Genomic DNA, 26,325 nt, shown 5'->3' with positions numbered 1-26,325 from the left:
ATTATTTACCTCCTATGGTTAATGCAGTAAGTTCGTTATTGGTTAACTGGTTTTCATTTTCACCTGTAGGAATAGTTAATTTATACAATTTACCTAAATAAGGTTGTAAACTTTTCTTAACAGGTCCCTCGTACTGCCTCAAAGTACTAAATAATATAACTTGTTCAATAGATTCTGGTAATTTTTTTGATATTCTAGATGAAAACTGTTCATCTAGAGTGGCAAAAGCGGCATCCATAAGAATTGAAAATTTCTTGTCAACTTCTGTACTTAATTCGTTAGCGGTACTATTATTAAATCTTTCTTTATGAGCATCAATTATAGCTAGGATTAAGGAAATACTTATTGAAACTCGTTCTCCCTCAGAGGGAGACGCCACCTGATTATTTTCTTCTCTAACTGTATATTCAAATTTATTGTTGAGATTTATGGTTTTGTTCTTATATATAATCTCATTTAAATGTTTATTAGCTTTATTTTGAATATTTCTTTTTCTTTCGAGCTTGTCGCTATTATTTTTTTCTTCTAAAAACTTGATACTTTGATTAACTAAGTCTACTTTGAGTTTTTTTACATCATTTAAACCTTTTAGTTTACTTTTGATATTATAGTCTTGTATAATATCTTCCAATTGTTTAGTATAAAAATTTAGTTTTTCTTTCTGTTTGCCCAACTCTTCTAAATCTCTTGCTATACTATTTTTTAATACTTTTCTACGATCATTTTTCTTTTTTATTTCTTCGGAATCTGCATTACCTATTCGAGTGTTAAGCTCCTCAATTTTTTCATTGTAAGTTTCAAGAGTATCTACTTGGTTATAATAATACCCAATCTGATCTAATAGATTATCATAAGATTCATTGATACCTTTAGATAAGTAGTCAACATTTCTGTTAAAATCCTTTATTAACTGTGCATTTGAAATAGGTGGTTGATAATCACGTTGCTCTTTCAAGTGAAGAATATGATTTTCAGTTAACTCTTCACCACATATGCATACCCCTCGATTTATAATCGTATCAATTGAATCAGCTTGCATATTAGGAATAGTTTTTTCCCTATAAGATTCGTTGAAGGTTAAGTTCTTGTATTTTCTATTTAATTGAAAAATAAAAGTTTTTCTTCTGTGATCTTTTATATTTTTTAATATCGAACCCTGAAGTTCAGGGTTCGATTTATTTAAAGAGTCAACATTTGTTTCTAATTTTTTTCGTTCTTTTATCAATAAGTCGATTTTATCATAATGACTAAGACTTTCATCCAGATTATCTTTTTCAGAGTTTTGTTCATTCAATTTAGTTTCAAGATTTGTAATTTCGTTCTCAACTTTCTCTATACTAATTTCTAAAGTGTTTCTTTTATTATTTAATCTTGATAAGTCGGCATCGTTAGTTGAATCAGTTAAATCATTCCTATAGGACCTTTCTATTTTTTTTAACGAAGAGATTGCATTTTCTAATATAGGCATTCCACTAATTGCACTTATGGCCTTCTGAATATCTTTTCTAGACTTTGTATTGTTACTTCCTAAATTATTTATACGTTCTCCATCAAACAAAAAGTACTTAGACATTTCCTTAGTTAAAATATTATTAATCATTCTGTTTATTTTCTTTTCTTCTTCTAGTCCATCAGAACTATTTATTATAATTGTTTCACCTAGATCGTTCTTATACTCTAACGTTTGATACTCATCGCTGTATCGATGATTTTTAGTGAATACAACCTTTGTCCTTCTAACTTTGTATAATACATCGTCTTCGAAGACTTGAACCTCTACCCAATAACTTTCTTTCTCTTTAGTGCTATATTTTTGTACCGCCTGATTAAGCATGCTATTTTTATTCTCAAGTTCAGTTTCGTCTTCTCCGTAAAGGCACCAGTTAACAGATTGCATTAGTGTAGTTTTTCCTGTTGAATTTCTAGCTAAAATAACAGTTACGTTTTTGTTTACATCCGTTGAAAAATCTATAGTAAAATCTTTGAATTGCCTAAAGTTATGCAATGTTAATTTATGAATTTTCATAATCTAATCCCTCTTTTTCTGCTATTTCTTTAACAATTTCATTTACCTTTCTTCTATATTTATTTTCATTCTCGTTAATTTCTTTAGCGGTCGGTGTTGGATTCAATTTGTAAGTTTCTTTTTCCTGACTTAAAACATATTTAAGTAATGTAAATTTATGGCTATCTTCAAGCATTTTCATTATCCTCCATTTCAATAACTTCTTTATACGCTTCTTCAATATCTTCAATTAACTCTCTATTTTCATTATTATTTGAAGCTGCACTATTGTATGATTTCATTCTTCTCAACTCTCTAGAGACAAAATAACCATCTGCTTCTTCAGGTGAGAATAAAAGACTTCTAAAATCTTGAGGTAACATTACAAAATCATATATTACTGAGGTTGGTTTACCCTCAAATGTTCTCAAAATTCTCCCTCTTCTTTGTATAAACTCCGTTTCGGAATCGGTACTTGATAATATATAGGCAATTGCAACCTCAGGAAGATTAATACCTTGATCTAAACATTTTATAGCTAATAATGAATTTAACTGTTTTTCTTTAAATTGAGATAGTATTTTTTTTCTGTCTTCACTCTCTACACCACTTCTTATTATTCGAAAGGAAAGTTCCTCTTCACTGAGTTTGTTCGCGGTGTATTCTATATGTTTTTGATCAAATTTGTTTTGCCCATCATTATAAACACCCGGGGCACAATAAATAATTGATTGCTTATCTTTACCATTATTATCAATGTGATTGATCAATTCCTCCACTTTAGCAGTAGATGAATTAGCTATTGATGAAGTTAATCTTTCGATCGTTTGTATAGCGATGGCATCGTTCTTTTTTATAAGTTCTAAATTATTGTTAACTGACTTTCTGTATTCATACAAAGTTTCTTGATCGAAGTACAACAAAACTGGTTTATATACATACTCATTTAAGAAGCCATTTCTTATAGCTTCCTTTAAGCTATAAGAAAATACTACTTTGTCAAAAAAACTAATTAGTTGTTTACTCTCGGAATCTGATTTTCTAAATGGGGTTGCACTTACACCGAGTCTGTAAGGGAATTTTTCCATAAGGTTATCATAAATATTACGTGTAGTAGTTGAACCAAAACTGTGAACTTCATCGGCTATTAATAGTGTGGAAAAATCATTGGAGTTACTAATTAAATCTTGGAATTTTTTTCCAATAAAAGTATCTCGAGTTACAATAGCAGTTAGATATCCTGTTTTTTTCCTTTTTAACATTCTTAACTTGCTATTAAGTTTCCTTTCCCAATGTTTATTATCCGAAGAACATATAATTCCAGTAGTGCCACCATCCAATAAGTCTTTTTCCCACTGATATAAAAGCTCAATTTGAGGAACAACTATTACTGTAACTAATTTTTTAGTAGTGTCAGCTAGCTTTTGGTTACAAGCTAAAGATGTAATAGTTTTTCCGGTTCCAGTTGCCATTTCGAGTAATCCTTTAAAATTATTTTCCTTCCACTTTTCTACAGCCTCTTCTTGGTAATCATGCAAATTGTAAACTGATGCAATGTTGATTTTAGTAAAAGAATCGATTTCAGTATTTTCTTTGATTCTATTGGATTTCTGTTTGAGTTTCTCAATAATCTTATCTGAAACGTTTAGAACTTCTAACTCATTTAATTCATTGTTCCAAATCAAATCGAAGTTATTTTCAATTACCTCTACGTGTTTATAATTATCGGATTGAGTTAAGACGGTTAGTGATTCATAATTGTTGTATATTGCACTATAGGTTTCGTTATTAGACCCAGTAAAGGCAATTTTATAATTATCTTTATCGATGAATACACCCTTTTTGTCATGAAATAGGCCACTTTTATTTTTTAAGTAAACAAATTTTATATCCAAAGTATTTTCTGCTATTAATTTAGTAACAAAAGGAATAGCATCATTATCTTCAGAAAAATTCTCGATTTCAGTAATAATTTGTTTTTCCATTAGGTCGCGAATTTTATATCCTTTAGCTATCTTTTCTTTATCTTCACTTTTCATATTTGGCGAACAAAGGATACTTATTTTAATTTTATTATTTAATGTAGAAGATTTAATCTCATCAGCAAGTATATTAAGAAATTCTGCTGAAAAATATCCTGTTATTCGCTTATAAGTAGTAGAATTCAGTATTGCTGGTTTATAAAAATCACGTATGATACTTCCATCGTCGGATGAATACATAGGTTCCCATTCGATACTATTTAAACTCATTTTTCAATACTCCCTTATTATTAAGAATATACATATTTTAATCATATCATACATATGATTATGATTGGAATCCTTTCCAAACGAAAAATAAAAAACTGCCATTTTACGGCAGTTCTCATTATATATTATTGTGATACTTTTTAGGTTGTTCATAGGATAGAATCTTAACAAAAATAGTTTAATGAAAGATCGCTTAAGATAATGTTTGATTTGAATTAATTAACTGTTCAATCCATGAGGCTATTGTTCGACTACGTCTTCTTATTGTGTAGGGAGAGTATTTTTCTTTTAAAAAAGGCTTTAAAAGATATTCGCTTTCAGTAGGAGTAGACTTTCTTCCAGTCCGTAGTCGATGCTCGATTAACACTCTAAAGGATTTATATTTAGCAAGTTGAGAAAGCAATTCAATCTTTTGTTCTCTTTTAGTTAGTCTAGCAATTTCTTTGCCTCTTTCAGTTAAAGTAGCTGTTCTATCATTAAATCGAAATAAGTTTAAGTAGTATCCTGCATTTAAGTAATAAGCCGCCTGTCTGGAATGAACACCAAACATGATACTAACTCCATCATTGGTAATTTCATCATTATCTTCGATATAAGCCATAATATCTTTAACTTTAATAAAATCATCTGCTTGAGGGAAAGGAATACCCTCTGGCTCTTTTTCTAAATTTGAAGACTTCAATGCTCTTTCTATATCACCATCATCTAATATATCTATCTGATTCACTAGAATAAAATTCCTTCTTTCTTTTAAATATATTGAACTGTATTCTTCAAAATTATCAAACTCAAAAATAGAAAAATTATAAACTCCATCTCTGTATTGCAGGTAGACTGGTATAACTGGTTTATCTATAATGTTTTTCCATCGACGATAGGGATAATACAATTGACGTATCAAAAAGTTATCAGTTATATTATTTTTTGCTTCAATTATATAAAATGCTTTTTCTGTTTCTATACTTCCATCAATTTCTAATTGACTATTTTTGACTGATATTTGGTGATATTCAGAATTGAATTTAGTATTTTTAATTTTAAAATCGAACGTCCCTGTAGTCATTCTGCCACTAACTGTTTGAATTGCTTTTTCAGTATTTGTTAACTTGTTAAGCATACCACTCACTGTAGCAGCATTGATCATTGTTGATTCAGATGTTATATTTTCGTAATCCAAAGTTTTAATCCATTGAGGAAATTGAATGTATTCATAAGTATCTCCAAAATTTTTATCAATAGTTTGATATGCTTCGAATGGACCTATAATATATTCACCTCGTCTAGTGGGTAATATGGAAATTTTATTGTCATAAAACAGATCAGGTAGAGAATCAATATAATCGAATTTTGTCATCAGACGAGCTTCTTTAAATTCATTGATTTGACTCGATGTGATGATAAAGAAACCATGCATGTCTATTTGATTTAATATATCGTATTTATCAAATAGAAGTTTCCAATTCTTATCAATTATTCTTGTACTGTTTCTATTTTTAGACATATAAATCTCCTTTTAGTAGTTTGTTATTATGACTTCTTCCACAGCACCTCTACCTTTACTGTTACTATTAATGGCTCTATTCGCTTGAACGATATCAATATTGTAATCCTTATATAAGTCGGTAATAATCGGAGTATTGGAATTACTATGCATAAACTTAGCACCTTTAATTGTTATATAATCACATATTTCTTTTAACTCCTCTTGATCTTTCAAATCAAAACCAACATCTGTATAACTCGTAAAATAAGATGTTGCATTTAACGGAACATAAGGAGGATCTAAGTATACAAAATCTCCTTTATTTACTTTAGATAACGCATCTTTATAATCTTGTGATGTGAAATGTATCTCATTATTATTGAAGTATTTATTTAGTGTTCTTAATAAAGGTTCATTTAAAATTTTAGGATTCTTGTAACGTCCAAAGGGGGTATTAAACTGTCCTTTTCGGTTCACTCGATATAGCCCGTTATAACATGTCTTATTTAAAAATAAAAATCGTGAAGCTCTCTGGACATTACTCCATTGTTCAATCGCTCCAGTCCTATCAACTTCTCGAATACTATAAAAGTATTCTTTTTCGTTTTTATGTTGTTTTAATTCTTCAATTAGTTCCTCTACATTGTTTTGAATAACCTTGTAAGTAGTTATTAATTCACTATTAACATCATTTAAATATGCAATATTAGGTTTTAATTCAAAAAACATAGCCCCTCCACCTAGGAATGGCTCGTAATATTCTTCAAAGTTGGTTGGGGCTCTTTTAATTAACTCAGGAAGAAGTTGCCTCTTCCCTCCAGCCCATTTAACTACTGGTTGTATTTCATTCATACTATCTCTCCTTATCTAATCTATTTTATCATTAAGATTTCTTAGTGTCCATAATATTTATGCATACTAGAAATTCAATTATCGTAGAAGTAGTATTCAATAGTATTAATTACTACTTCCTCTTATAATTAAAACTTTGATATTTTTAAAGTTTGATTTATAAAATATCTCATTTATAAAATTTATTAAACTAGAAGAATCACTAAGTTCATTAATGTTTTTATAGAAATCTCTATTATTGAACGTAACTTCTATGAATTGTTCATCTAAATTAATATCATAAGTACTTAACCTTTCGTAGCAATGATAGAAGCTTTCATTAGTAACAATAGAAAAGTAATCGTTAAAGTCTAGATACTTATATATATCAAAAAGTATTTCTCCCTGATCTTCTGTTGAGATAATCAGACGTTCTCCTTTAAAGTACTCATCTATTATTTCGATATCTATTTTTATAGGATCAGTTTCTGTTTGCTTGATATGTTCAGTTAAAAGAACAGGCTCAAAGCATACACTAGAATTAATGATATAATAATCATCAAGTGACAAACTGTCTATTTTAACTGGTTCTATCCATTTATATAAATTTTTATTCTGAATTCGGCATTGAAAGTTAACATATTCTTCGGTTAATATATATATGAGATCGGACCCTTTTATAATTAATAGGTTACTCATCTCCAATTCTTCCAGTGTTTGATTCAATTTAGTCCGAGAGAGCTTTAAGTTTCTTTTATCTAAATATAATCGATATACATCATTTAATGAAAAAGCAGTTTTCATTTACTCACTCCTAAATAAAGAATAAAAAAATAATTACGGTCTATATTATATAAACTGTTAAAATAAATTTTTTATCACTTTTTTTATTTGTGTAATTTGTAATAATGAATCATAGTATGAAAAAACCTATTTAATTAATTTTTATTCTGAAAAATCCATCTGCGGACGCCATTTTCCGTCAGAAGCTTCTTTCAAGAAGTCGTAGGTCTGGAAGGCACTCTTATTTGCACCAAAAACGTCAGGGCCTTTTTCTTTGCTGATGGCTCCTAATTCAAATAATATCCAGGTCATGTACTTCTCAGCCCATTCTGGGTCACTGACCTGGTACAGGCGTGCCAGAGCGATAGCATCTTTGTCTTCAAAGATGTCTTCAAGCGTTCTGCCTTTGTCTTTTTCACTTTTAATGTGGGCACTCAGCATATCAAAGAATAGTTCCTGCTGCTCGAGTGTCGCCGGTCCTCTCCGTGTGGTTACTTTGAAGACAGCTAAAAGTTCGATGACATCTTTATAGTCCGGGAGTTTGTACCGTGTCAGGAGCTCCTTGCTGTTCGTGCGCACTTCTTCCATGGCATCAAGGAAAATTTCGAATTTCTCTAAGTTGGCTGGATACACGACCCCGGTTTCATTCAAATCTGGATCAAAATAGAGGTATTCTCGAGCCCAGGGTCTTTCATCTAATATTTCTATTAATGTCATCCCGCTTCCTTTTCCTCTCATAAAGTTTCTAGTGGTCATTCTCTAAGTAGCATTTTAGCTCTTGTATGCGTGTTGTGGCATCTTTGACTCCCAGGTCATACATGGACTGCAGTTTATCCGGATCGCGCTCCAGCCGCTTGATCGGGACAGTCATAGACGGTCGGATGACGAACGTTTTTCCTTGTTTCTCATCTTCAATGATTTTTTCGATCGTCGCGTTGTAATTTTTATATCTGTTTTTCAGTGCTTCTTTGAAAGCCGGATACTTTTTGTACCAGCGGTCGATGATAAAGTCATTGGGCTTCGTCTTTCTGTAATCGAGTGGCCGTGTCAAAATGACAATGTTTTTCTCATAACCCAAAGCCTCTGCTTTTTCCAGCGGGATACTGTCACTGACACCGCCGTCCAGATACTTCGTTCCTTTGTGCTCGATGGGTCTGGAGACAAAGGGCATGGATCCGGATGCACGTAAAGCCTCCATCTGTTTGAAGGGTTCCGTTATATGGATATATTCAGGGTGACCCGTTTCCATATTGGTAACTGTGGCATAGAAAGCGATCCCCGATCGTTTGAAAGCAGCTTCATCAAAGACATCCAGTGAAAATGGGACCGTATAGTAAGCAAACTCTTTATTCACCATATCGCCTGTTTTCAACCAGCTTCTCATGCTGATGTAGCGCTTGTCTCTTATGTACGTTTTATTGTAGCGTAGGGCTCGGCCTTTCTGTCTGGACGCAAAGTTGATGCCAAAGAGCGCACCTGCAGATACCGTCAGCATACCGTCGATATGGATCTCTTCATCCAATAACGTGTCCAGCACACCTGCCGTATAGAGACCGCGCATCCCTCCGCCTTCTAAAACCATTCCTGTACTCATGTTCTCACCTTTTCATTCGTCATTCATAAATAGTTATATAGTCAACTACACAAAAACTGTTCCTCTTAACTATACCATTTTTAGTGTTTACAAAGAAAGAACCCATGCTGAAAATCCAACATGGGTTTACAATACTTTAGTTTAAGTTATCAATAGCATAATCTGCTTCTTCTTGAGTAAACTGTTCACCGTATTCGGATGTTAACTGATCTCTGATTGCTTCAGGAGACATGTCCATGGTTTCCTGATAACTTTCTGCTTTCTTTAATGCATTCTCTTTATAATCCGTTACAAGATTCTCCACAGCAAAATTCGCTTCTTCTTCAGTGAATTGTTCGCCATATTCAGAAGTTAATTGTTCCATTATGCCTTTCTTAGACATGTGCATAGTGTCACTATATGATTCTGCTTTAGCAAGAGCATTCGCATTATAATCAGCTTCTATGGTATCAATAGCATATTGTGCTGCCTCTGCGGAGAACTGATCTCCATATTCAGAAGTTAATTGATCATATAGTCCTTGCTTCGACATGTTCATTAAGCTGGAATAAGATTCAGCTTTATTTAGAGCTGATTTATGTTCAGTCGGAATATCATTATCCACTTTCTCTGGTTCCTCTTCGACAACTTCTTCCACTTCAGCTTCTTCTTCCGGTTCTTCTTCAACAACTTCTTCTACTTCAGCCTCTTCTTCCGTTTCCTCTTCAATAACTTCATCTATATCCTCTTCCGCTGCTTCCGTTTCTTCACTCTCTGCGACTTCCTCTGTTGCCGCCTCTTCTGCAACATCTTCATCCCCCTCACCCATGGATGAAAAAACATTGAACATAAATATCACCACTATGGCAATAAACCACCATCTTTTATAAAAAGGTTTTACTTTCTTTGCTTTAACTTGTTTTCCCTCTGCATCGTAAAACTTTTTCTTGGACAAAATGATTCCTCCTTCATTTATTTGTATATATATTAACACTAAAATAGATTTATAACTAGTGATTATGTAAAGGTTTTCTAAAACTTTATTCTGTGCAAACTGAAGTAAGAGCCTCAAAAGATTTTCACGTTTTAATAAGTTGACACTAGAGTGGTCCTTTATAAAGAAAGAACCCATGCTGAAAATTCAACATGGGTTTACAGTCTTATTCTATATTATCCATGGCGTACTGGGCCTGTTCAGGAGTGAAACCTTCAAAGATGAGCTGGTCGTAGAGTTCACTGTCCGTGTAAATGGAATAATCCAGGTAGTCCTGGGCTTGCTTCAGAGCATGTTTGTTCCAGTCTGCTTCGATATTCGAGATAGCATACTTGGCCTGTTCTTCGGTATATTCGTCATAAATGAGCTGGTCGTATAAACTGTCTTCTGAAAAAGAGGTGTACATCAGGTAATCTTCTGCCTGTTTCAGTGCCTGCTGGTTCCAGTCGGCCTCTATATTTTCGACGGCATAAAGAGCAGCATCATCCGAATATCCTTCAAATACCAGCTGATCATATAAAGCAAATTTAGGGTATGGCGAGTAATTTAAATAGTCACGTGCTTTAAGCAAGGCGGCTTCCTGTTCAAGTGAGACCTCAGTTTGAGCTTCTTCCGTCACTGCCGCACTGTCGTTTTCAGCAGCTTCCTCTGTTTCAGTGTCCGCTTCTTGTGTGTCTTCTTCAACTACCACTTCAGTGTCAGTGCCCTCATCCTCAACGGTTTCCTGTGGCTCTTCTTCTGTGACTTCTTCAGCGACTTCCTCTGTTTCCTCTTGAGTACTGTCTTCTGTTTCCGTTTCTTCTGCTGGTTCAGCTTCTTCTACAGCAGGTTCTGTATCGGTTTTTTCGACGAGTTCAGGCTCGGTGTCTTCAGGCTGAACATTATCTGAGCCTCCCAATCCTGCGCCGGCAGCGCCGATTCCAATAAGTGCTGCGATCAGCCACACCCACCATTTTTTATAGAAGGGTTTCTTCTTTTTCATTTGATTGCTGCGTGTTTTTCGTGGCGTATTTCTTGACATCGTCATTTCTCCTCGGCTTATTACTTTATTCAATATAGGCATTATTCTACACTATTCATAAGTGTTTGACAGACGATTTTGTGTCGTTTCAGTGAAAAGTTTACTGATAAGAAAGACCCTGTTCCCATCGCGTTGATAACACGTGATAAGGAACAGGGTCTGACGTTTAATCTAATATGATCATTTTAAATTCGTTGTCTGCGTTGGCTTCTCCTTCGATGACTTGACCTTCTTCTACGAAAGGCAAGGCATCGTGTAAGGTGATGTCGGCTTTATAGATACTGCCGTCGATCATGAAGTAGTAGATGGTGTTGCCGGAAACGACAGCTTGGGAGATGTTCTCCACTTGGCCGCTGACTTCGCTTAGGTTTTCATCGACCACCTCGACGATATCTTCTTCAGCATCCTCTGAATCAGTGAGTGTTTCGCCGTTCAGCTGAGTGATCAAACCGTCCACGGTTTCGCTGGTGATGACTTTCTGATAATCCTGTGCATCGACCAGGGCATATGAACGGACAAGGCCGGAATCATCTTTCAGTGATGAAATGTAATACGGGCGTTCGTTTAGGCTGATCAGCAGCGGGAAGGTCGATTCAAAGCGCATCTGCTGAAGTGACCCCTCGGCAGAATCCATGGCTGAAAATTCATCCGCCGATGTGACGGGATAAAACTCGGCTGCTTTGGTACGCATATTGACCAGATAGAAACCGATATTCGAAGCATCGTTATTAACTGAGGTCACACCTGTGTAAAGATAGACATCATCATTCATCGGGATATAGTTATACCCTTCTGTTGTTTGCGTGACGCCGCGCTTGCCAAAGAGTGCATTAAAGAAGCCGCCGCTGTACTGACCTCTATAGTTCAGCTGCTGCAGGATCAGATTGGATGAATATACACGGTCGACCCAAGTCGGCATCGTATCCAGGGTATACTCTTCTGTTTCGCCTGTCACGGCATCCAAGACGATCAGACCGGTCGGTTCGAGCTGCTTGAACCAGAAAATATTTTCATATGTCGTTGCGATGTAATGCGGGTGTCCTTCATTATCGACTTCAAAAGACGGATCTTCAAAGAGTTTGGTCGGGTGTTTGAAGCGCAAGTGACGTTTCACATTGCGGTTCAAATATTCTGAATCCGAATACTTGATGTTCTCGTCCAGGTCTTCCACTTCGACTTCCCCCGTCACCATATCGACTTTCAGGTAATTAGGGATCCCTTCGCTGCGGTTATTAAGCCAGCGGATGAAACTTGCGTACTGCAGCGGCGTTACACGATACGGATCGTTATCGATATTGATCTGTGTGTAGGTTTCAGCCGGCACAAATTGCGACACCAGTTCACTGATCGAACCGATGCGTCGGTCGCCTAAGCGCTGAGCGGTGTCTTTATCCATCAAGGGGATAGACGATTCGTCCATGGCCGGGAAATCTTCCTGGAAGCTCTTCTCTTCCACTTCGATCAACTCAGCATAGTCCGTTGCCCGGAACATGACGCCGTTCACTAGGTTACCGACCGCAATGACGATGACAGCCAGGATCGGCAAGGCCAATGCGCCATACTTCATCTTTTTCAGATAGAAACCTTGGCCGTCTATAGACACCTCGATACCGATGACTGCCACAGTAAACAGCAGGATGTAAAACCTGAATTCCTGCGAGTGGATATTGAGCGCTGGTGTATATATGTAAAATACAACTAACGTAAGGATAAATAGAGTGAGATATAAAGCTAAACGTTTCTTGGTTGTTTTCATAAAACCTTCCTTTTTCTGTATCGTTCATCCACTAATGGATAAACAAGTGATTTCTGGGTAGTGTTCAGTTGCTGGCAAAGCGTTTCAAGGTGAGGACGAGCTGGATGATGTAGAGATATAACGGGATGACCGCTGCATAGATACCGATGTTGAACAGTTTTACCGGTGTCCACTCCATCCATTCAAGTGCGATGCGTCCCGCTACTCCCAGCAGATGCAGCAGAGTGACGATCTTCAGTACTTTCAGTGGCTGATTCTTGTAGAGTCCATACAGGATGACGCCGACAATAAAATAAAAGACGGCATATCTCAAGATCATCGAAAAATCGATAAAATCGAAGGGCACCATGAACATCCCAAAGAGTCCAACATAGATAAATGTGGCGAATCTAAACTGTTTTCTATACGTATCGATAGCAGTGAATAATTTATCCACTTCTTCTTTATCACTTAAAAACAAAGTGACGCCACCCGCGACCAGGGCGAAATAAAACAGTCCCATTTTGTCCTCTTCCTTCCCATGCAGAACGAAACACTACCTTACCTAAGTATAAACGTCTTTTGACATTAATCAATATGTGATTTAAATATAAAAAACGCCCTCCAGATCCGGCTGAGATGATCAGCCGTGATCAGAAAGACGTTCTGTCACTAGCGATATGAAAATAATTTTCGCTGCATTCCTTTTATATGTTATCACTAATCAAAGGATACTTAAGCTTTCTCGATCTCGCCCACGCCGATTGGAAGGGTCGTATGCGGACCATACTCTTTTACGGTGCCTTCAACTGTATCTGGGAGGTCCAGAGACTCTGGTACGCCATGAATGATAATCGTTCGGGATTCTAACTGCAGATCTTCTGAGCCAAATTTCTCTATAAATTTGGCTTTCAATGGAACTATAGGCACCTCAAACTCATAATTCCAGTTCCCGTCTGCATCAGAATGTGGATAATTATCATGTGGCACATTGATATCTTGAGGGGCGTTGTCAAACGGGACCATGGTCTGGCCCGCTACTTTATAGACTTCGGGCAAGTCAATAAACCCGTCACCATTTAAATCAGCCTCTTTTCCAGGCACGCGCCCCTTCTTCCCATCTAAGAACCCATGGAAGTGGCTCCAATGCATCATGTTTGGTGGCGTCCCCTTAGCTTCGATTTTGATTTTCAAGGTATCGTCTTCTTCAATAAGTTCTGCCTTGCCCGTAACGGACGTACCGATCGCCTCTGCGTTCACCGGTTTAATGTCTGCAACGTATCTTTTTGCCATACTGAACATCCTCCTTATATGATTGATCCCTTTTAAAACCTTACTAGATTCAGTTTAACACGCTTCTTTAGTAAGTTCAGGCTTTAACACTTGTGATAGCTATAGGTGTCTCGAGGATGATTTGTTTGTCAATAAGCTAACATCGATGCCGCCTATTTAATATGCTTGATCAGAAAATCTCTGATGATTCCAACGACTTCATCGGTATAAAAGATGCTTCCGCCGTGATCGGCTTCGTCCACGCAGAAAAACTCTGCTTTTAAGTCATATTCAAGGCAGACTTCATAGAGCAGGACGCTTTGCTCGAAAGGAACCACGGTGTCTTTATTGCCGTGGAGGATCAAAAGCGGAATAGTCGGTTTGTTTTTCTCCAAGTAATACTGGACGGACGCCTGCTTGACGTGTGCGTCATCGTTCCCTCTGATGAATTCTGTGAGCAGCAGGTTCGGCGGGCTCGTCGGCTTGGCGTGATCCGTCGCGGATGGCTGATTCACAATGGCCTCAAAATCAGTGACGCCGTATATATCGATACAGGCCTTGATATCTGGAAGCGGTTCGGTCGAGTTGTCCAGCATGTCTGTCTGCCAGGTCGCCCATGTCATTACGGCGGTGTGTCCGCCGCTCGAGTCGCCGGATAGGAAGAGATTTTCCATATCGAGCTGAAGTTCATCGGCGTGCGCATTCAGATAACGGACAGCCGTTTTAGCGTCATGGATATGACTCGGGAAACTGGCATCAGGTATTGGCAGATACTCCACCACCGCCAACACGAACCCGCGCTTAACGATCGGCATGAGGTCTGTGATAATGTTATTCAGATCCTGCTGGAACCAGCCAGACCCTTGGATATGTACTAGGATTGGATAAGGCCCCTCGAGTTCGTAGCCTTCCGGATAGACCAGTCGGATACGCAGGTTCCGGCCGTTTTTGCGCTGGTAAATATGGTCTTCGGGTAATATGCGCGCCCGGATATTTTGCTTGTCGCCTTGGACTGTCTGCATTCCTTCTGGGTGAGCGTTCGATTTTGGCATATTTTCGTAACTGTCGATCATGTGTAACCGTCTCCATTCTGTTAGTTAGTTTATGTACGTTTTTATAAAAGCCTCAGTGAATCAGGCTCTTATAAAAACGAGTATGTAATTAGTCCAGTTATTGCTTCTATTCGATCGGGTTAATCAGTTCAGCCAGTCCCATAAGAATCCGTCTTCCATCTGTATAAGCTGGCCGGCAATACCAAAGACTCGGATGGTGAATGACTCGCCGTTTTCATCCTGAAAAACTTTTTCCTCGCTCGCAAAGAGACCCGTATTCCTGTAGTGACTGAACATCTCCTGGATCTGTTTCCCGTCTTTTTTGAATAAGCCAAAGGCGATTGCTTCGTTCGAGTCATCTTTTTGCGTGATGCCCTGTTCACTGGCCAGCCAGTCATAGATATCGTCCTTATCCGGCTGGGTCAGGAACAAGATAGAACAGAGAAGCAGCAGGACAATCACCGCGCGTTTTTTTTTCATGTCATCCCTCCTGAATGGCTATATTCTTTAGTATATCTTTATTCATTATATGGATTAATGAAGGCATTTTCAATGCGTACTCGACTAAATGAGAAAAATGGCAAATGGCGAACAGATGTTTCTGTGCAAAAAAAGGTGTCCGCTCCTATAGTCTGGAGCGGACACCTTTTTGAGTTCTCTATTGGTTTATTGACCAAGCATATCTTCGATCTCCTGGACTTTTTCTTCCATGGCGTTCTCACGTCCAGGACGAATATCGCCTTTCAGAACGACTTCCGTGCGGATCCCTTCATCAGCCAGGACCATCACAGCGTCTTTGACCACTTTCATTACCTCATCCCAGGGGCCTTCGATTTCTGTAAACATCGAGGTCGTTTTATTGGGCAGGCCGGAGTCTCTGATGATCTTGATCGACTTCGACACATGCGGGGCAAGAGCTTCCTCTGTTCCGATGGGCACGATAGAAACGGCAACAAGTGTATTCATGTTTTATCCCTCCTCCTTAGTTATAGTCATAGTGATAAACTATTTCTTCCTCAGTGATCTATATGCTCAGTATACAGCGTGGCTTTTTGGAGATGCAAAGGATAGCTATTGAGAGTAAAAACCAGACCAGTAGCGTGTGATGGCTGCTAGTCTGATCCTGATTTTATTCTGATTTGGTCCTGATCGATCGGATCGATCGGATCAGTAAAGGTCGTACACTTTGTCGAACAGCTCTTTTTCGTTTTCGATCTGCGCCTTGTTGCCGATGACCACCACAGAGCCTGAGTCGATAACTGTTCTGAAGTCGTCATGCAGGGCTGACAGTTTGTCTGAATCGGTCGCCAATATCTCTTCTTTCAGCTGAACGATATCCTCTTTTTTGATGTCGCGCTGCAGTCGGTTGAAAGCAGTGAGTCCTTTGCTGTGGGCAGATTTCGGCTGCTCCAGCGGGCTGAGTGAACCGATGATGTATTTCAATAGTTCCGACTCAGGCAGTTCCAGACCTTTAACGAAGTCCGGGATGCCTTTATAGACGTCCAGCGTTTTTTTGATATTTGGATCGCGGTAAGAACCAAGTGCCACGCTGCCGTTACGTGTATGACGGTATAGAGAGCCGTATGCCCCGCCTTTGACGCGGATCGCGTTCCACAGGTAATCGAAGCGGAAAGCGGTCGACAGGACTTGCGACGTGCCTGAATAGTCGAGCGTCCCTTTGGCATCACTGCCAAGCCCCACGTAGTTCACGTCCTGAGCTGTGACGTAGGCTTCGTTTTGCTTCGGACCTGGCTGATACGTGACTTTGTCACCGAGGTCTTCATTCGGTAGGGATTCAAAGGCTGTTTTCAGCGCGTCCTTGACCGTGTTCTTGCGGTTTGCTTCACCCGTATACAAGACGTTCAAGCGGCGCTTGTTCATCAGTTTATTGAGGAGCTGCGCGAGACTGTCCGTCAGCTCAGTGGCATCCTTTTTCAGTTCATCGCGGACGGTTTTCAGATAATTGAACTGGTCGATTCCGCCGATGCGTTCGCTCAGCTTGGCTGTCGGTTTCACCTGGCTCAAAGCTCGGTTTGCGACGATGCCGTGTGAGCTGAAGTTGATCTTGTTCTCAAAGTTCGAGATCAGACGCTGCGTGATTTTTAACAGTTCAGCTTTGTTGTCGAACTGGGTGTAAAGCGTGATTTCTTTCATCAGACCGATCAGATCGTCTAATGAAGCTGCCAAAGCTTTCCCGCTGACTTTGAAGAACGGCTTGATGTTGCCGTCAACGTCTTCATAAATAGACACATTGCCGTAGATGCCGCCTGTGTGGGTATCCATCTCTGTCTGCAGGGCCGCTTCGTCATAGTTGTCCGTCGCCAGTTTGCCTAGGAGGTTGCTGAAGTAGCCTAGGAGTTCATACTCGTCTGCTTCAAAGTCTTCGATGTTGAAGTACAGGTCGATATAGTCGATGCCTGACGTAAACTGCTCGGCATGGTAGAAACTGGTGTCTTCGCCGAACACTTCTTCATCGATCGGATAATCCTGCTCGTCTGTTGTCAAGTCTTCGCGCTTCAGCGTCGGGATCTTGGCCAGGTCTACTGCCTTATCCGGTGTTTCCTGACGTTCGATCAAAGCAAGCGTCTCTTTAATGATCCGCTGACGCTCGTCTTCTGAGATATTCGCTTTGTATTCCTGGAGCTTTTTAAGTGTTTCCTCTTCCTGCTTGTCACTCTTTCCGGGCTCGGCTTTCAGAATGACTTGCGTGAAGACGTCGTTATCGATCAGTTTGCGCTGGATCAATTCTTCAAAGTAGCCGTCTTCTGCGACTTTAGCCAGTTCTTCCAGGTAATGGTTGAACTGGAGGTTCACGAACGGATCCTTGTCATACAGCCAGGTGTTCAGTGACTGGATGGCATAAATGACGCCGCGCGGGTTGTCTTCCGAAATCGCTGCTTCCCGTGTCTGGAAAGTGATCTTGTTCAGAGCCGCCTGAATAAGATCTTTACTGATGCCGTTTTTGACTAAGTCAGTAAGTGTCTCCTGTACCACTTCTTTGAACTTCGCCATCTTGTCGGCGCTTGAGTACTTCGCCATGATCAGGAAAGCCGTCGGATAGCCGATGTCTGAGACGTCACTGTTGATATCACCGCCGATCTCTGCGTCAAGGAGAGCCTTCTTAAGCGGTGACTGGTTGTTCCCGAAAAGGATCTCGTCCAGGACTTCCAGGCCGAAGATGTCCAGTGTTTCATCCGGCAAAGCGCCGTGCCAGCCGAGGGCCAGGTAGTCTTTCCCGGTCGGATCGTCGCCGGCTGTAATGGAATACGTATCCGTATAGACAGCTTCTTTAGGCTCCGTGGGTTCGATGGACAAGTCCACTGTTTCGCTATGTCTGCCCATGCCCGTGAAGTACTCTTCCAGACGGTCGAAAACGTCGGTGATGTTCACGTCGCCGTAAACGGTCGTTAAGGAATTGCTTGGGTGATAGTAGCGCTGATGGAAGGCAATGAACTCTTCCTGGGTCAGTGTCGGGATCGCTTTGGGATCGCCGCCTGAATTCTTGCTGTAAGTGGTGTCTGGATACAGCTGGCTCGACACGTGGTCATAGACCTGGCGCTCCGGTGAAGCAGACGCCCCTTTCATCTCATTGTAAACGACGCCTTTGTAGATCAGCTCATCGTCTTCGTTTTCCAAGTGGTAGTGCCAGCCTTCCTGAGCCAGGATCTGCGGGTCCTGATAGAGTTTCGGCTGGAAGACTGCGTCTAAATAAACGCCGACCAGGTGGCCGAAATCTTTTTCGTTAGTGGATGCGACCGGATAAATGGTTTTGTCCGAGAAAGTCATCGCGTTGACAAAAGTGTTCAAGGACCCTTTGATCAGTTCCACGAACGGTTCTTTTGACGGGTATTTCTTTGAGCCGTTGAGGACCGAATGCTCCAAGATGTGTGCAATACCGTTGTCGTTGTACGGCGGTGTTCTGAAACCGATCGTAAAGGACTTGTTGGTATCATCGTTTTCTAAATAAAGGACCTGCGCCCCTGTTTCTTCGTGCTCATATAAATGACCCTCCGAATGGATATCTGGAAGGCTCTGTGTTTCGATTTTCTTAAAAACCATACGTATCTCCTTCATATTCTCATTATTTTTTCATATAAGACCATTGTACACGATTTTAGTCCGCTTTGACTAGAGGAAGAGATTGAAAGCCTTCAATCTCTCCCCTTTAAAGCTTTGGATAAGGAAAGAAACGAGGCGCGTGCCTCGTTTCAGCATCATCGCATAGGGATTTTGTTCGTTTAATCTCGTTGTTTGTGTCTCTGAGAAAAGGTTTGGTGGAGAAGTGCTGGCTCAGTCTTCGGGTATACGTGAGTGAACACTTTTGTTGGCAAAATGTATCACCCACGTCATGACTGTTCATGAGTGAACATTTTCCCGCCCTAAATGTCGCGCTCATCGAAGCACTCGGCCGCGACTGAACACTTTCGTACTTAAAATGTCGCACTCACTGAATCGCTGATCCACAAGTGAACACTTTCGAGCTTTAAATGTCGTACTCATGACAACGTACCCTTACGACTGAACACTTCTCTACAAAATTGTTCAACCCGCTCCTCACTAGAGGCGCGGGTTGTTCCTTATTGGCTTTTTAAAATGCAGTAACCTATTTTCTGAACGCCACACCGTTGGCTTTCAGTTCTTTGATGGTCACTGGCCCGATACCATCCAGGCCAAGAACGTCTTTCTCACTCACTTCTGCAAAATCTTCGAACGTTATCAGTCCTGCCTGGTAAAGGATGCGGACACGGTCTATTTTTATCCCCCGAAGCGGATTGGATGAATCTTCACTGAGAGATTCGAAGAAATTTCCCAGTTCTAACGAGCCGTAGGGATCGATTTCACCGTAAAAAGGCTGATGCATTATTTCATTTTTCTGATCTTCAGGAAGTAGCTTAAAGGTTTCCCGCTTTAGCCATTTGAAGAGATATTCGTTCTCGATGATGACGTAAAGAATATCTCTTAAAGCCATGAGTAGGCTCTGATAGGAAAATGGCTGGAAAGATGGTGCTGATGTTATCTCGTCATCATACAACTCTTCTATCGGCCACATGTCATCGATGAATACCATGCCGATTTCCGGATTCACTTCAACCAGTTTCTCCAGCAGGCTTTTGGCCAGATCTTGACGGTCTGTTAGGACAGCAAGAATAATGATGGGCAACAGCAACTGATCATCTTCGTCAGCCCCCTCGGCTTTCTGATAAAAGCGCCAGGCACTTTTCCAGTCGAATTTGCGTACATAGAGTGCCATGATTTTGTAACGCGTACCTAAAGCATCGGATTCATCTATTTTATATAATTCAAGTAGATGCTCCAGGGCATGGTCGACCATACCTATATCCATGAATAGAAAAGCCAGTTTACCTTTTAGTCTCAAGTAAGGACGTTCTTCAACATTACGGTAGCCGACTCTGTCAGTATTTTTCTGCCAGTCTTTGTGTGCTCTTTTTTCCAGATACTTATAGTGGTCCACAAGTTGGAACATGTCTATATCGGGATCCGAATCGATCAGCATACTTTGTGCGTCCCAGTTTTCGGGCCAGAGCTCAACGGCTTCTTTGAGCAGCTTTCTACTGCGTTTGAATGAATCAGTAGACATTGCTTCATCCAGTTTATCCATTGAACGCGTTTCGGTAGTTGCTGACTGGGTAAAATCCCCTCCAGCTCTGTTTTCTTCATTATATTTTCGGGTAAAGTAGTCCACAGCCTCCATTGGCGAATCGAATTCATCACCGTGTTCGTTTAAGAACTGCTGGACCATTCTCTGAAATTGCTCCATACCGTTTGCCATTAGTTCAGCTCCTTAGGTGTATTAGGTTTATTATAGTAAAAAGTTTTCAGGTCTTGCAATACTTTAAAGACTTAATCAAACAAGCAGCAAAACGAGTAGGGCATAGCATGAGAAGGTTATCAGGACACTTAACATCGTCCCGATAACAAAGTATTCAGAAAAATACGGGTCTTCGGCGATCAGCTTGTAGCGGGCGAAGGCTTTGATGGACAAGATCGCGACCACTGACAAGAGGCTGCCAAAGAAAAACGACAGCAGAATCAGCAGGCGTTCAAGGTTCCCGATCATCGCACCGGCTCCTTTGAAACCTGAATCCTGTTCCGTCTGTGAAGCCAGCGCCGCGTCTTTTTTCGGGTCATACTTGGAACTGACCGCACGGATGACCAAGTTTGTCGGTTTCATCAACAACAACAGCACGAAACTTAAGGCAATGAGCATCCGATACGGCGACTGTGTGACGAACGCTCCGACTGGAAACGTTGCAAGCTGGAGCAACTCTAGCCCCTGCAACAGGATCTGCAGAAGGATCAGTGTCACCGCGCTCAACACGATGTATGTACTCGCATGCTTGAGCAGTCTGTTCCAGGGGTAGTGGCTGCCGGATTCTTTCCTGTTGAGTGCATAAAGACTGACCATAAAAATAAGGAGGAAGACTATCCCGATCCCCACTAGAATCCATGGATCATCACTCACAGTCACTAATTCATTCAATATGAAAATCCAGAGCAGGTAGAGCATCTGCTGGATAACGAACTGGACGATGGACCTGTTTTTTACATAAAACATGTGGAGCGCGTGTTCACTGCTCAAGTTACTCGTGAAAAAGAAGTTCAGCGGGTTTTTGATTTTATTTTCGAATAAGATATACCCAAAAAGTAAACCCGAAACGATCACGAGCCACTTCAAAGTGAAACCGTCGCTGCCGTCATGCAGACCGTAAATGATCACACTGGTAAAGAGCAGTCCGCAGACAAAGTGAAGCGATTGAGACACAGCGTATTTTTCTTTTGGATCCCCCGTACGTGTCGGCTGAAAGTAAAAGTAACTCACGACATGGGCGATCAGCGTTTCAATGATCATTTTGCCACTCTCCCCTCTTCGATCTTTTCGGCTAAGAGCTTGCGTGACTGGATGTATTGTTTGATCTGGGTCGAGATGATGCGCTTGCTGACGGTCTGGGCACTGAAGGACTTACCCAGGCCTTCTTTCAATGTATCGGTGACCTGCTGATTACTGACATTCCCGTAGCCACCGGCTTTCAATACATAATAGACCGTCTCTTTCTGCGTGGCTGTCCACTGATTGCGGATGACACTCTGAAGCCTTACGATACTGTTGTAGAAGAGGTCATCTGGGTGTTCTGTCCTGATTTTTTCATTGAGCAGACCGTAGTCGTTATCTTCATGGACGGATTCGATGGCTTCTCTCGCATGCCAGTATGCCGGACCGTCTGCACCGATGCTCACTTCTTTATCCTTGATCGGCGTGATGAGCTCCCCTATACCGATCCCCCACCGAAGCGATATCTCTTCATCCAGCTGCGCTATAGTCATGAGCTGGAGTTCCAGTGTGATGCGGTCAATAAGTAAAAAGGCCGTTTCCATCTCGCTGACGATGCACTGGAATTCATCTCCTAAAGTGATGGTCAGTTTAGACTCGATCTGTTCCGAGAATTCCTCATTCATTTTATCGAGTATATCTGAAAGGATCTGCTGGGTCTGTGCCCGTTCTTTCATCTTCTTTGACGCAATGATGTCGGCGATCAAAGCGATTTTTGACTGGTTTTCCACCGTGTTCTCTCCTTTCCTATATACTTCTTAAATATAAACCATATATCGTTGATTTTCAAGTTTCAACCATTTTTAGTTTATTGAGATAGTTGGAAACTAAACTAGCGACTATATATCAAGCGCTTATTTGGATAACAACTTTCCCGCCTCCTAGAATAGGACGTACTCACGTAGAATACAGCTTGAGTGATGTCAACGAGAGGCTCATTGAGCGCACCCACGGATAACGTAGCTTGAGCACGGCTAATATGAAGCTCATTGAGCGTACCCACAGAGAATATAGCTTGAGTACTGCCAATTAGAGGATCATTGAGCGTACCCATGGAGGATACAGTTTGAGTACTGCCAATGAGAGGCTCATTGAGCGCACCCACAGAGAATATAGCTTGAGTGATGCCAATGAGAAGCCCATTGAACGTACTTACGGAGGATTCAGTTTGAGTACTGCCAATGAGAGGCTCATTGAGCGTGCCCACGGAGGATACAGTTTGAGTGATGCCAATGAGCGAATCATTGAGCTTGCTCAAAACAAATGCAACCTCAGCACTGCTAATAAACGGAGTATTGCTCTCACATAGTAATAGAATCAGGTCGATAAGATCTAATAAGGTCTGGATTAGGCCGCTGCCTAATCCCACATCACAAATTGCTTCTATGTCTTTAACAAGTCATTTTAATAGAAATATGTAAGAGGTATTGATACACTTTAACTGTCCATTGGTTAAAATGGATATAAAATCATAAAAGGAGTCGAACGTTAATGACAGAGAGAAAATTAACTGATCCGCGTACGAAGTATTACAATGAGAAGTTTCCTGATCAAGAACAAGATACTCCCGCACTGCAGAACGAAATGGACCCGCAACCAGATTCAGGAGAAAAATCTTATAAAGGCCACAACCGTCTGGAAGGACGCAATGCCCTGATCACAGGTGGCGATTCCGGTATCGGACGTGCGGCGGCGATCGCTTATGCCCGAGAAGGCGCCAACGTGGCCATACAGTTTTATCCTGGCGAAGAAAAAGATGCCAACGATGTCAAAGAGATCATTGAAGCGGAAGGAAGAAAAGCCCTGCTTCTCCCATACGATCTGCGTGACGATCATGCCGCGACAGAAATCGTAGAGAAAACTGTGGAAGCTTTCGGCCTGCTGGATATTTTAGTCCTGAATGCCGCGCAGCAGATCGCTCAGCCGGATCTGGAAAGTTTATCCATGAAACAGGTCAATGATACATTCAAAATCAACATCATCAGTATGTTTGAAACGGTGAAAGCGGCCGAAAAACATCTGGAACCGGGAAGTGCGATCATCACGACCACGTCTGTCCAGTCATTCAGTCCGAGCACGAGCCTGCTGGATTATGCGGCCACGAAAGGATCGATCAGTAACTTTACCGTTACGCTATCCGAGTACTTCGGCCCTAAAGGTATTCGTGTGAATGGCGTGGCACCTGGCCCTGTATGGACGCCGCTTCAGTTGGACAATGGCAAACTACCTGGCGATATCCCGACTTTCGGTCAGAATACACCACTTGGACGAGCCGCTCAGCCGGTCGAACTGGCTCCCCTCTATGTTTTCTTTGCATCAGACGAAGGAAGCTATGTGAATGGACAAATCTACGGTATCACTGGTGGGAAGCCGATTGCCCTGTAATCCTTATATTAGCTAAGAATAGAAAAGAAAAGACCTTTAAGTCAATAGGATTTAAAGGTCTTTTCCTATACAGTCTTAAACCTTATATAGTTGAAAACAACGATTCAACCATAAAGTGTTTACTTTTTTTCAGGGCATAGACCTCACAGTAAACTCTATCAGTACAGACAATGTGGCGAGTACAACCATTAAGGATGTGGTGGATAATAAAAGTGTTTTGACCAGCTGTTTCTTCGATGCTTCTTGGGTCTGCCTAAAGAAGAGGCAAACAATTATTCCCATGACAGTTGACAGAATCCAGAAAATTATACCCTTTACAGTAACTAAATGTTCCCAATCAACCATCCAGAAGTAAAAAATAAGAGTATGTATAAAGATTAGTACAAAGGCTCCAGTGTTCAAGAGATGTGTTTTCAAAGTATTCCCCGGCTTTCTCTTTGTGATGCTTATAGTATAGTTGAATTATATTAAGAATGATTAAAAATTTAAAAAAAGACCCTGTGAATTCATTAGAGAATTCATAGGGTCCGGTATTATTCAGTTTTCATAAGGAACCGTTTTGAGTGTGATAGTGGATGCATTCTGTGTCAGTTTAGCAACAGGACATCGCTTGTCTGCCGACTGAACGATCGCATCGGCACGGTCGAGTTCCATCCCTTCGATCGCCGCAAAAACATAAACCTGGAAGTAATACCCCACGCCGCTGTCTTCGCGTCTGAGTTGGATCTTGGCCGTGACTTTACTTCTGTTCGTCAGGCCGCGAGCCTTTAACAGGGATTCGATTGTCGCATTCAGACAGGTGGTCAGTGCCAGACCGAACAACTCTTCCGGATTCGTTCCCGGCTTAGAGTTTACCGGACTGGAAACTGTGACGGATAACTTATCATCACCTTCGACATAAGCTGTCCCATCGACCCCATCCTCATTATGAACGGTTGCTTCAAACAAATACTCTGCCACTTGTCTCACCTTCGTTTCTTAGGATTTAACTTGAGAAACGTCGACACCGTCGATTTGTTCAAGTTGTGGTAATAAGGCTCTTAAAATACGTCCGCCGTATACAAAGACGTCCATCATAGGGCTAGCGTCTTCACCAGTGATGCCTAGGTGACGCATAACGATTTCACCGTCGCCTGAGACAACGAAACGATAGTAGCCGGAACGCATGGCATTGATTTCGTTCAAGGCTGTTGTGATTTCAGGCATTTTGTTGCGGTCTGTAACCTGACCGATCTTGTTGTATGTGATCTGATAGTTTACACGAGGCTGTTCTGAATCATGAATGATCACGCCGCATGCGACAGCTTTCTTATCTTGGATACGCAAAGCCGTCTGGAAAACGATTTGTTTCTGTTTCACTTGTTCGCCGTCTTGTGTACGGATCGGTGTTTCGATATCTTTCGTTTTGAATTGGATCTTTCTATCTTGCGCTAAGTGCTTAAAATTATCTGTAATTTTGCTCATTATATAAATCCTCCAATAATTATAGTTTCGCGTGTCTGTGTTCCACACAAAAATTATTATATCATAAAACGCTTACTAAATATAGACATCTTGAAGGATTGACTCATGGTTTTTTAATGATGCTATATTAGGGGGCTATACCGGGCTGTTTCTATTAAAATTGGGTGAGCGAAGAGGGCTCTTCGATTCCTTCTTATTAATGGCTTCTCGAATGCCAGGACCTCATCGAGATGCTATTATATTACGTGATAATAGAGATTCAGATTAAATAATAGTGTTGAGTTACCGTTATACCCTCTTATAGTAGTAGCTTACCTTCATTTTGTAAATTGACTTCTTGTTATAACCTCTTATAAAGGGAACTCGCTGTCTAGACTAGAATCGACTTCCTGTTATCACAGTTTATAATGGCAACTTAAAGGATTAGAACAAATCGAGCTACTATTATATCGGCTGATAGTGGCAACTCAAAGTCGTTATTCATTTAACTAACTGTTATACCCGTCTTTCAAATAGGGTGACTGAGAGCCCGCTCTCAGTCGTCTATCTTAGCTCTGCCGCCCTCTTTTTCCGGATAACAGAAAAACACCGGATCCTCGAAAGGTTCCGGTGTTTCAATAGCATA

At 40.5% G+C, this 26,325-nt stretch carries 24 protein-coding genes; 1 reads left to right on the top strand and 23 read right to left on the bottom strand.

Annotation, left to right across the window (positions count from 1 at the left end):
* Position 1: 1 nt before the first annotated feature.
* From AB4027_RS06335 to AB4027_RS06235, 21 genes are all read right to left on the bottom strand, one after another.
* Entirely contained in the window at positions 2 to 2,026 is a 2,025-nt protein-coding gene (locus AB4027_RS06335) for an AAA family ATPase (protein ID WP_368644722.1), read from the bottom strand.
* Complete coding sequence (locus tag AB4027_RS06330) at positions 2,013 to 2,201, bottom strand: hypothetical protein (RefSeq protein ID WP_368644721.1); 189 nt, start codon at positions 2,199 to 2,201, stop codon at positions 2,013 to 2,015. Before AB4027_RS06330 ends, AB4027_RS06335 begins: the two co-directional genes overlap by 14 nt.
* Positions 2,194 to 4,257, bottom strand: coding sequence for a DEAD/DEAH box helicase family protein (locus tag AB4027_RS06325; RefSeq protein ID WP_368644720.1), 2,064 nt, complete (start codon positions 4,255 to 4,257; stop codon positions 2,194 to 2,196). Before AB4027_RS06325 ends, AB4027_RS06330 begins: the two co-directional genes overlap by 8 nt.
* Positions 4,258 to 4,450: 193 nt before the next feature.
* A complete protein-coding gene (locus AB4027_RS06320) occupies positions 4,451 to 5,758 on the bottom strand; it encodes a hypothetical protein (protein WP_368644719.1) in 1,308 nt (435 codons plus the stop codon).
* Positions 5,759 to 5,770: 12 nt separating this feature from the next.
* Positions 5,771 to 6,592 (bottom strand): DNA adenine methylase, encoded by an 822-nt coding sequence (locus AB4027_RS06315; protein WP_368644718.1) that lies wholly within the window; start codon positions 6,590 to 6,592, stop codon positions 5,771 to 5,773.
* Between the two features lie 105 nt (positions 6,593 to 6,697).
* On the bottom strand, positions 6,698 to 7,375 hold the full coding sequence (locus tag AB4027_RS06310; protein ID WP_368644717.1) for a hypothetical protein: 678 nt from the start codon (positions 7,373 to 7,375) through the stop codon (positions 6,698 to 6,700).
* Between the two features lie 141 nt (positions 7,376 to 7,516).
* Positions 7,517 to 8,071 carry a hypothetical protein gene (locus AB4027_RS06305; protein WP_368644716.1) on the bottom strand — a complete coding sequence of 185 codons (555 nt, stop codon included), beginning with the start codon at positions 8,069 to 8,071 and terminating at the stop codon, positions 7,517 to 7,519.
* A 28-nt stretch (positions 8,072 to 8,099) separates the two neighbouring features.
* A complete protein-coding gene (locus AB4027_RS06300) occupies positions 8,100 to 8,948 on the bottom strand; it encodes a patatin family protein (RefSeq protein ID WP_091487522.1) in 849 nt (282 codons plus the stop codon).
* A 136-nt stretch (positions 8,949 to 9,084) separates the two neighbouring features.
* The gene (locus AB4027_RS06295) at positions 9,085 to 9,882 is read right to left on the bottom strand and encodes an Ltp family lipoprotein (protein ID WP_368644715.1); all 798 of its coding nucleotides are present in this window, start codon (positions 9,880 to 9,882) and stop codon (positions 9,085 to 9,087) included.
* Between the two features lie 205 nt (positions 9,883 to 10,087).
* Positions 10,088 to 10,942 carry an Ltp family lipoprotein gene (locus tag AB4027_RS06290; RefSeq protein ID WP_368644714.1) on the bottom strand — a complete coding sequence of 285 codons (855 nt, stop codon included), beginning with the start codon at positions 10,940 to 10,942 and terminating at the stop codon, positions 10,088 to 10,090.
* A gap of 166 nt (positions 10,943 to 11,108) precedes the next feature.
* Positions 11,109 to 12,698 (bottom strand): hypothetical protein, encoded by a 1,590-nt coding sequence (locus AB4027_RS06285; protein ID WP_368644713.1) that lies wholly within the window; start codon positions 12,696 to 12,698, stop codon positions 11,109 to 11,111.
* 64 nt (positions 12,699 to 12,762) lie between these two features.
* Entirely contained in the window at positions 12,763 to 13,200 is a 438-nt protein-coding gene (locus AB4027_RS06280; RefSeq protein ID WP_368644712.1) for a hypothetical protein, read from the bottom strand.
* A gap of 212 nt (positions 13,201 to 13,412) precedes the next feature.
* A complete protein-coding gene (locus AB4027_RS06275) occupies positions 13,413 to 13,970 on the bottom strand; it encodes a hypothetical protein (protein WP_368644711.1) in 558 nt (185 codons plus the stop codon).
* 152 nt (positions 13,971 to 14,122) lie between these two features.
* The gene (locus AB4027_RS06270) at positions 14,123 to 15,022 is read right to left on the bottom strand and encodes an alpha/beta hydrolase (protein WP_091487531.1); all 900 of its coding nucleotides are present in this window, start codon (positions 15,020 to 15,022) and stop codon (positions 14,123 to 14,125) included.
* A gap of 123 nt (positions 15,023 to 15,145) precedes the next feature.
* Positions 15,146 to 15,481 carry a hypothetical protein gene (locus tag AB4027_RS06265; protein ID WP_368644710.1) on the bottom strand — a complete coding sequence of 112 codons (336 nt, stop codon included), beginning with the start codon at positions 15,479 to 15,481 and terminating at the stop codon, positions 15,146 to 15,148.
* Between the two features lie 186 nt (positions 15,482 to 15,667).
* Entirely contained in the window at positions 15,668 to 15,967 is a 300-nt protein-coding gene (locus AB4027_RS06260; RefSeq protein ID WP_091487534.1) for an MTH1187 family thiamine-binding protein, read from the bottom strand.
* A gap of 201 nt (positions 15,968 to 16,168) precedes the next feature.
* Positions 16,169 to 19,060: an insulinase family protein gene (locus tag AB4027_RS06255; protein ID WP_368644709.1), complete on the bottom strand. Its 2,892-nt coding sequence runs from the start codon at positions 19,058 to 19,060 to the stop codon at positions 16,169 to 16,171.
* Positions 19,061 to 19,604: 544 nt separating this feature from the next.
* Positions 19,605 to 20,792, bottom strand: a complete 1,188-nt coding sequence (locus AB4027_RS06250; protein ID WP_368644708.1) for a tetratricopeptide repeat protein — start codon at positions 20,790 to 20,792, stop codon at positions 19,605 to 19,607.
* A 75-nt stretch (positions 20,793 to 20,867) separates the two neighbouring features.
* Positions 20,868 to 21,872 (bottom strand): hypothetical protein, encoded by a 1,005-nt coding sequence (locus AB4027_RS06245; RefSeq protein WP_368644707.1) that lies wholly within the window; start codon positions 21,870 to 21,872, stop codon positions 20,868 to 20,870.
* Complete coding sequence (locus AB4027_RS06240) at positions 21,869 to 22,582, bottom strand: SatD family protein (RefSeq protein ID WP_368644706.1); 714 nt, start codon at positions 22,580 to 22,582, stop codon at positions 21,869 to 21,871. The genes AB4027_RS06245 and AB4027_RS06240 overlap by 4 nt, the downstream gene beginning before the upstream one ends.
* Positions 22,583 to 22,683: 101 nt before the next feature.
* The gene (locus AB4027_RS06235; RefSeq protein WP_368644705.1) at positions 22,684 to 23,109 is read right to left on the bottom strand and encodes a hypothetical protein; all 426 of its coding nucleotides are present in this window, start codon (positions 23,107 to 23,109) and stop codon (positions 22,684 to 22,686) included.
* 233 nt (positions 23,110 to 23,342) lie between these two features.
* On the opposite strand from AB4027_RS06235, the gene AB4027_RS06230 reads away from it, so the two are divergent.
* Complete coding sequence (locus AB4027_RS06230) at positions 23,343 to 24,236, top strand: SDR family oxidoreductase (RefSeq protein WP_091487541.1); 894 nt, start codon at positions 23,343 to 23,345, stop codon at positions 24,234 to 24,236.
* Positions 24,237 to 24,773: 537 nt separating this feature from the next.
* Here the strand turns inward: AB4027_RS06230 and AB4027_RS06225 are convergent.
* Positions 24,774 to 25,196, bottom strand: a complete 423-nt coding sequence (locus AB4027_RS06225; protein WP_177165460.1) for an OsmC family protein — start codon at positions 25,194 to 25,196, stop codon at positions 24,774 to 24,776.
* An 18-nt stretch (positions 25,197 to 25,214) separates the two neighbouring features.
* A complete protein-coding gene (locus tag AB4027_RS06220) occupies positions 25,215 to 25,700 on the bottom strand; it encodes a hypothetical protein (protein ID WP_091487546.1) in 486 nt (161 codons plus the stop codon).
* Between the last annotated feature and the right edge of the window lie 625 nt (positions 25,701 to 26,325).

The organism is Alkalibacterium putridalgicola, from assembly GCF_040959045.1.
GTDB lineage: Bacteria > Bacillota > Bacilli > Lactobacillales > Carnobacteriaceae_A > Alkalibacterium > Alkalibacterium putridalgicola.
This window is presented reverse-complemented; position numbering and strand designations above follow the sequence as displayed.

Bases quoted from the DNA above. Each gene is read 5' to 3' on its own strand.
- AB4027_RS06320 (WP_368644719.1), bottom strand. From the start codon at position 5,758: ATGTCTAAAAATAGAAACAGTACAAGAATAATTGATAAGAATTGGAAA.
- AB4027_RS06325 (WP_368644720.1), bottom strand. From the start codon at position 4,257: ATGAGTTTAAATAGTATCGAATGGGAACCTATGTATTCATCCGACGAT.
- AB4027_RS06305 (WP_368644716.1), bottom strand. From the start codon at position 8,071: ATGACATTAATAGAAATATTAGATGAAAGACCCTGGGCTCGAGAATAC.
- AB4027_RS06250 (WP_368644708.1), bottom strand. From the start codon at position 20,792: ATGGCAAACGGTATGGAGCAATTTCAGAGAATGGTCCAGCAGTTCTTA.
- AB4027_RS06265 (WP_368644710.1), bottom strand. From the start codon at position 15,481: ATGAAAAAAAAACGCGCGGTGATTGTCCTGCTGCTTCTCTGTTCTATC.
- AB4027_RS06290 (WP_368644714.1), bottom strand. From the start codon at position 10,942: ATGTCAAGAAATACGCCACGAAAAACACGCAGCAATCAAATGAAAAAG.
- AB4027_RS06270 (WP_091487531.1), bottom strand. From the start codon at position 15,022: ATGATCGACAGTTACGAAAATATGCCAAAATCGAACGCTCACCCAGAA.
- AB4027_RS06315 (WP_368644718.1), bottom strand. From the start codon at position 6,592: ATGAATGAAATACAACCAGTAGTTAAATGGGCTGGAGGGAAGAGGCAA.
- AB4027_RS06310 (WP_368644717.1), bottom strand. From the start codon at position 7,375: ATGAAAACTGCTTTTTCATTAAATGATGTATATCGATTATATTTAGAT.
- AB4027_RS06245 (WP_368644707.1), bottom strand. From the start codon at position 21,872: ATGATCATTGAAACGCTGATCGCCCATGTCGTGAGTTACTTTTACTTT.
- AB4027_RS06335 (WP_368644722.1), bottom strand. From the start codon at position 2,026: ATGAAAATTCATAAATTAACATTGCATAACTTTAGGCAATTCAAAGAT.
- AB4027_RS06300 (WP_091487522.1), bottom strand. From the start codon at position 8,948: ATGAGTACAGGAATGGTTTTAGAAGGCGGAGGGATGCGCGGTCTCTAT.
- AB4027_RS06220 (WP_091487546.1), bottom strand. From the start codon at position 25,700: ATGAGCAAAATTACAGATAATTTTAAGCACTTAGCGCAAGATAGAAAG.
- AB4027_RS06230 (WP_091487541.1), top strand. From the start codon at position 23,343: ATGACAGAGAGAAAATTAACTGATCCGCGTACGAAGTATTACAATGAG.
- AB4027_RS06330 (WP_368644721.1), bottom strand. From the start codon at position 2,201: ATGCTTGAAGATAGCCATAAATTTACATTACTTAAATATGTTTTAAGT.
- AB4027_RS06285 (WP_368644713.1), bottom strand. From the start codon at position 12,698: ATGAAAACAACCAAGAAACGTTTAGCTTTATATCTCACTCTATTTATC.
- AB4027_RS06275 (WP_368644711.1), bottom strand. From the start codon at position 13,970: ATGGCAAAAAGATACGTTGCAGACATTAAACCGGTGAACGCAGAGGCG.
- AB4027_RS06280 (WP_368644712.1), bottom strand. From the start codon at position 13,200: ATGGGACTGTTTTATTTCGCCCTGGTCGCGGGTGGCGTCACTTTGTTT.
- AB4027_RS06255 (WP_368644709.1), bottom strand. From the start codon at position 19,060: ATGGTTTTTAAGAAAATCGAAACACAGAGCCTTCCAGATATCCATTCG.
- AB4027_RS06260 (WP_091487534.1), bottom strand. From the start codon at position 15,967: ATGAATACACTTGTTGCCGTTTCTATCGTGCCCATCGGAACAGAGGAA.